The following is a 5302-nucleotide window of genomic DNA, read 5'->3' as shown; positions in this document are numbered from 1 at the left end:
GAAGCGGGGCGCCGGATCGTTGGATCCGGCGCCCCGCGCTCGCTTGGCCGTTCAGCCGCCGGTCAGGCGGAGCGGCCCTGCCAGGGGCAGCCGCGCTTGCTGCACACGAGCCGATGGCCGGCGAGCGCGCCGGCCTTTCCGAACGTTTCCTGCCGGAGCACCGCGTCGCCGCACACGGGGCAGGCCGTTCCCGTTCGTTCGCCCTGCTTGGGCTGGCGGAGTCCGGGCGTCTGCGTCATGCGGGGCTCCCGGCCGCCGCGTCGGTCCGCATTTCCGCGCGCAGCTTGGAGAGGGCATCCTCCGACGTGGCACCGATGGCGAAGCTCACCGGTCCGGGGAGGCCCATCATGTCGCGGCCCGTGGCGTTCTCCGGCGGCTTGGTGCCGGTGTGCCAGGCGATCCACGTTCCGCCCGTGCCGGTGGTAAAGGTGATATAGCCTTCGGTCATGCAGCTCCCGCGGGAGAAAGGGGATGGCCCTTGCCGGCGCCGGGGAGCCTACGCGGAGCGAAGGGCGGTGCGGATGCGGCGGGCGACGCCCTGCAGACGGCCGGCGGCCTGCGGATGCTGAAGGCTGGGCAGGAAGTGCACGTAGCTGCGGGCCTTGTTCAGCGCCTCGATCCGCTGCCTGCCGAAGCGGGGCTTTTCGCGGCGGATGCCGTCGCGGCACTGGTCCAGCAGCGTGCGCAGGGTCGCCAGCTTGGCGTCGCCGTCGGCGGCGGGGGACTGCAGTTCCTGGCTGAGCTGAAGGGCCGTGTTGAGGCGGTCCGAGCTTTCGGTCGACATCACGGGACGCGGTTCGATCGGAGATGACATGAATCACTTGGGGCATGGGAATACTGCATGCTGCCCAGAGTGGGGAGTCATCCAGCCCCTGTAGAACCCCGCGAGATCAGGAACGGTCCCCCGGCGGCGCACGGCGATAGCAGTCGCCGAGCGCCGCGGAGAGGATTTACCGGCGGTTCAGGAGGTTGTCGATCCTGGTCCACTCCTGCATCAGGTCGGCGCGATCGTCCGCGTCCAGGGGTTCGCCGCCGCCGTCCTTCAACAGCTTCATCAGCCGGTCGCGGCGCTGCTCCAGTTTGGCGCGCTCCGCATCGGTCAACGTGCTCGCGTCTGCCACTGCGTGCCTCCTGTCCATGGATTGCCGGGTACCTGCGCTCCCGGGCTGCGACCTTCGTGCCCAGCGCGCCGGAGGCACCCCGCCGCATGCACCGGCGATCGACTCCGTCCTACGCTTCCACGCCCAGCGCGGCGTCCACCGCCGTGAGGAACTGGTCCACGTCCAGGGGCTTGGTCAGGTAGTCGCGCGCACCCGCCGCACGCAGACGCTCGACCTGGCGGGTGGTGGCATCGGCGCTGATCACCAGCACGGGGACGTGGCGCGTGCGCTCGTCAGCGCGCAACTCGTGGAGCACCATCTCGCCCGAGATGTCGGGAAGGTGAAGGTCCAGCAGCACCAGGTCCGGCCTGTGCTCGCGCGCCAGCTGAAGCCCCAGCCGCCCCTGCAGCGCGGGGATCAGGCTGATCTCCGGCCGGTCCATCAGGATGGTTTCCACCAGGTCCAGGTTGGCCAGGTTGTCTTCCACGTACAGGATGGTGCGGGCCGGCCGGGCCGCCGTGTCCGCCCGCGCCCCATCGGTCCACCCGGGCTCCAGCCGCTCGCGCGGGCTTTCGGTGACCGGAAGCTCCACCCAGAAGGTGCTCCCCTCGCCCACGGCGCTTTCCACCCGCAGCTGCCCGCCCATCACCTCCACCAGGCGTTGGGATAGGGCGAGTCCCAGCCCGGTGCCCTCCACCCCGGAGCGCTCCGCCCCCAGCCGCGAAAACGCGACGAACAGCTCGCCCAGGCGGTCGGGGGGAATGCCCGGCCCCGTGTCGCGCACGCCGATGGCCAGGAACGCGCTTCCATCCGCCCCCACCGCCGGCCGGGCCAGGAGCTCCACCGCGCCGCCCGAGCGGTTGTACTTGATGGCGTTGGAAAGCAGGTTCAGCAGCACCTGCATCAGCCGCTGCTGGTCGGCGCGCACGTAGGCGTCGCTGCCCTGCGGCGCGCGGGCGGACAGCTGCACCGGGCGCTGGTCGGCCGTGGGACGCACCAGGGCGAGCGCCTCGTTCAGCAGGGTGGCGGCGTGCACGGGCTCCAGCGACAGCTGCTGCTGGTTGGCCTCGATGCGGGCGATCTCCAGCACCTCGTTGATCAGGTTCAGCAGGTGCCGGCCGGCCTTGAGGATGTGCTCGACGCTGCGCGCCTGGTCGGCCGGCAGCGGGCTGCGCTGAAGCAGCTGCCCGAACCCCAGGATGCTGTTCATGGGGGTGCGCAGCTCGTGGCTCATGCGCGACAGGAACTCGCTCTTGGCCTCGTTGGCCGCCTCGGCCGCTTCCTTGGCCTCCTTGAGCTTCACCTCGAACTGCTTGCGCTCGGTAATGTCGCGCACCATCCAGATGCGCCCGTACACCTCGCCCGCCTCGCTCGCCAGCGGCGCCGAATAGCGGTCCAGCACGCGCCCGTCGGCCAGCAGCACCTCGTCGCGGTGCACAGTCTGGAAGTCTTCGCGCAGCCCTTCGATCGTCCGGCGGTACCCGTCGGGGTCGGCGGCCTGGCGCACGGCCCACGCGAACATCTCCACGCACCGCTCCGGCGCGCGCAGTTCCTCGGGAACGTTGAAGATCTCGGCGTAGCGCCGGTTCATGTTCAGCACGCGGCCCTGGTGCGAAACCAGGATTCCGTCGATGGCCACGTTGCTCTGCGCCTGCAGCAGCGTGGTCTGGAACTGCAGCGCCTCCTGGTCGCGCACGCGCTCGGTGATGTCGGTCATGAAGCCGGCGAAGAACCGCTGCCCGTCGCGGCGGTACTCGCCGAAGTTGATCTCCACGGGGAACTCGCTGCCGTCGCGGCGCAGCGCGGGCACCTGCACGCCGCGCCACGGGATGCTCCGCTCGCCCGTCATCATGTAGCGCCGGGTGCCGCCCATGTGGCCCGCACGCAGGCGGTGCGGCATCAGCACGGTGAGCGGCTTGCCCACCATCTGGTGCGCCGGGTATCCGAAGATCCTGCACATGGCCGGGTTCACCGCCACAATGGTGGATTCCGCGTCGATGATGACGACGCCGTCCGGGTCGGCATCCACCAGCGCGCGGTACCGCTGCTCGTTCTCGGCGAGTGCGGCGCCGGCGGTGCGCGCCTCGTCCAGCTGGCGCTCCAGCTCGGCGACGCGGGCGCGCAGCAGGTCCGCCTCGGAGGCGGCGGTTTGCGGCGGGGTGGAGGTCAGGTCGGGGTGGCTCATGGCGACGGCTGCGACACTGCGGAGGGCGGGGGCCTGCGTGGCACGGGAAAGCTAACGAAAGCGCCCGCCCGCGAACAAGCGTCGGCGCGCGCAGCGATCCAACCCCGGCTTACGGTGGAGCCGGAAGCCGGCTTGGCAGATGGCGAGGATGTAGAGCGGATGTGCGGAAGGCAACCGCCTCCGTGGGCCGAAAATGTCCCGAAAGAATTGTGGCGCTTGGCCGGCGCGTGTAGCCTTGGAGCCGTCATCCGTTTCGGCACCCGCCGGCCTCCCTCCGCCGCCTCCGTCCATGTACCTCACCAAGTCCGATTACAAAGTCGCGCGTACATGCGCCACGAAGCTCTACTACCGCAAGACCGGGCAGTTTCCCAACGACACAGGCGACGAATACATGCGCCTGCTGGCCGAGGGCGGGTTCATGGTCGAGGAGATCGCCCGCCAGATGCACCCCGGCGGCCGGTACATCGGCTTTCACGGCACGCCGGAGCAGGCCGCGGAGCGCACCCGGCACGAGATCGAGCAGGGTGACTGCGTCCTGTTCGAAGCAACGTTCGTCGCCGGCGCGCTTCACGCCCGCGTGGACGTGCTGGTCCGGCGTGGTGACGAGGTGCATCTGATCGAGGTAAAGTCTGCCTCGTTTCCCGGGGACGAGCACCGTGCCCGCCTGCAGGCCGGGCTGCCGGGCGTGATGCGGGGGAAAAAGCCGCCGCATCCGCTGGTGGACAAGTGGCCGCCGCACGTGGAAGATGTCGCGTTTCAGACGTGGGTGGCGCGGCAGGCGCTGCCCGGCTGGCACATCCGGCCGTTCCTGATGATGCCGGACCGCGACGCGCGAACGGAGCTCGACGGGCTGTGGCAGTGGTTCCGGCTGGAGCGCGCCCCCCACGGCGGCCGCCCCGCCGTGACGTTCCACGGGGACGCCGAGGCGCTGCGGCGGAAGCCGTTCCTGGCCAAGGTCGACATCTCGGCCGAGGTGGAGCTGGTGCTGGGGGAGGTAATCGGCGCCGCGACCGAGTTCGTGACGAGCCTGGTTCCGCAGCCCCGGCCCATTCTGGTGCCCATCTCGGTGAAGTGCCGCGAATGCGAGCTGCACGACGAAACGGAAGCGGGCGACGCACGCCTGTTCGCCGGCTGCTGGGGCGATCTGGCCGACGTGCGCCCCAACCTCTTCGACATCTACTCCGTAGCCACCATCGGCGGCCTGCGCAGCCCCGTCGCCAACCGACTGATCAACGAGCGTCGCGTGCGCCTGTTGGACATGGACGAGGCGCATCTGGTAAAGGCGGATGGCTCAGTGGGGGCGGCGAACACCCGCCAGTTGATCCAGCTGCGCAACACCCGGATCAACCGCGAGTGGGTGAGCGAAGACTTTCCTCGTATCCTGGACGGGTTCACCTACCCTCTTCACTTCATCGATTTCGAGACGTCGGCGCTGGCCATTCCCTACCACGCGGGCATGCGGCCGTACGAGCCGGTGGCGTACCAGTGGAGCTGCCACACCGTGCCCCACCCCGGCGCCGCCCCGGTGCATTCGGAATGGATAAACTCCACCGACGCCTTTCCCAACCGCGAGTTCGCCGAGACCCTGCGGAACACCGTGGGTGACGCCGGAACCGTGTTCATGTGGGCGACCCACGAACGCACCATCCTGAGGAAAATCCATTCGCAGCTCGCCGAGCGCGGCGAGGCCGACGCGGACGTGTGCGGGTGGGCGGAGGAGCTGGAGGGCCGACTGGTGGACATGAACAAGCTCACCTTCGACCACTACTTCCATCCGCGGATGGGTGGGCGTACGTCGATCAAGTACGTGGTACGGGCCGTGTGGGCAGAGAACCCGCGGGTGCGGGATGCGTTTCCGGAGTACGACGGGCCGGGCGCCGCCTGCCTCTACGGCTCGCTGCCGGCGGTGGAGATCGCGGGGGCGCCGTTCGAAGTGCGAGAAGGCACCGCCGCCGTCCGCGCCTACCAGGCCATGATGTACGGCGCGGAGTCACGCGATGCCGTCGCGCGGGAGGAG

The 5302-nt window shown here is 69.7% G+C and carries 6 protein-coding genes; 1 reads left to right on the top strand and 5 read right to left on the bottom strand.

The features are described 5' to 3' along the window. Positions 1-62: 62 nt before the first annotated feature. From VIB55_RS17290 to VIB55_RS17270, 5 genes are all read right to left on the bottom strand, one after another. Positions 63-239, bottom strand: coding sequence for a hypothetical protein (locus VIB55_RS17290; protein WP_331877918.1), 177 nt, complete (start codon positions 237-239; stop codon positions 63-65). Further along, positions 236-448 (bottom strand): hypothetical protein, encoded by a 213-nt coding sequence (locus VIB55_RS17285; protein WP_331877917.1) that lies wholly within the window; start codon positions 446-448, stop codon positions 236-238. Before VIB55_RS17285 ends, VIB55_RS17290 begins: the two co-directional genes overlap by 4 nt. Before the next feature lie 48 nt (positions 449-496). Beyond that, the gene (locus VIB55_RS17280) at positions 497-784 is read right to left on the bottom strand and encodes a hypothetical protein (protein WP_331877916.1); all 288 of its coding nucleotides are present in this window, start codon (positions 782-784) and stop codon (positions 497-499) included. Between the two features lie 166 nt (positions 785-950). Beyond that, positions 951-1121: a hypothetical protein gene (locus VIB55_RS17275; RefSeq protein ID WP_331877915.1), complete on the bottom strand. Its 171-nt coding sequence runs from the start codon at positions 1119-1121 to the stop codon at positions 951-953. Positions 1122-1230: 109 nt separating this feature from the next. After that, a complete protein-coding gene (locus VIB55_RS17270; protein WP_331877914.1) occupies positions 1231-3285 on the bottom strand; it encodes a PAS domain S-box protein in 2055 nt (684 codons plus the stop codon). A 289-nt stretch (positions 3286-3574) separates the two neighbouring features. Between VIB55_RS17270 and VIB55_RS17265 the strand changes: the two genes are divergently transcribed. After that, on the top strand, positions 3575-5302 hold a 1728-nt coding region (locus VIB55_RS17265), incomplete at its 3' end, for a DUF2779 domain-containing protein (RefSeq protein WP_331877913.1).

Origin of the sequence: Longimicrobium sp. (assembly GCF_036554565.1) — a bacterium.
Lineage (GTDB): Bacteria > Gemmatimonadota > Gemmatimonadetes > Longimicrobiales > Longimicrobiaceae > Longimicrobium.
The sequence above is the reverse complement of the archived record's forward strand: the minus strand, read 5'-3'. Positions and strand labels throughout refer to the sequence as shown.

Coding starts and splice junctions, on each gene's coding strand:
- VIB55_RS17285 (WP_331877917.1), bottom strand. CDS start 448: ATGACCGAAGGCTATATCACCTTTACCACCGGCACGGGCGGAACGTGG.
- VIB55_RS17270 (WP_331877914.1), bottom strand. CDS start 3,285: ATGAGCCACCCCGACCTGACCTCCACCCCGCCGCAAACCGCCGCCTCC.
- VIB55_RS17280 (WP_331877916.1), bottom strand. CDS start 784: ATGTCGACCGAAAGCTCGGACCGCCTCAACACGGCCCTTCAGCTCAGC.
- VIB55_RS17290 (WP_331877918.1), bottom strand. CDS start 239: ATGACGCAGACGCCCGGACTCCGCCAGCCCAAGCAGGGCGAACGAACG.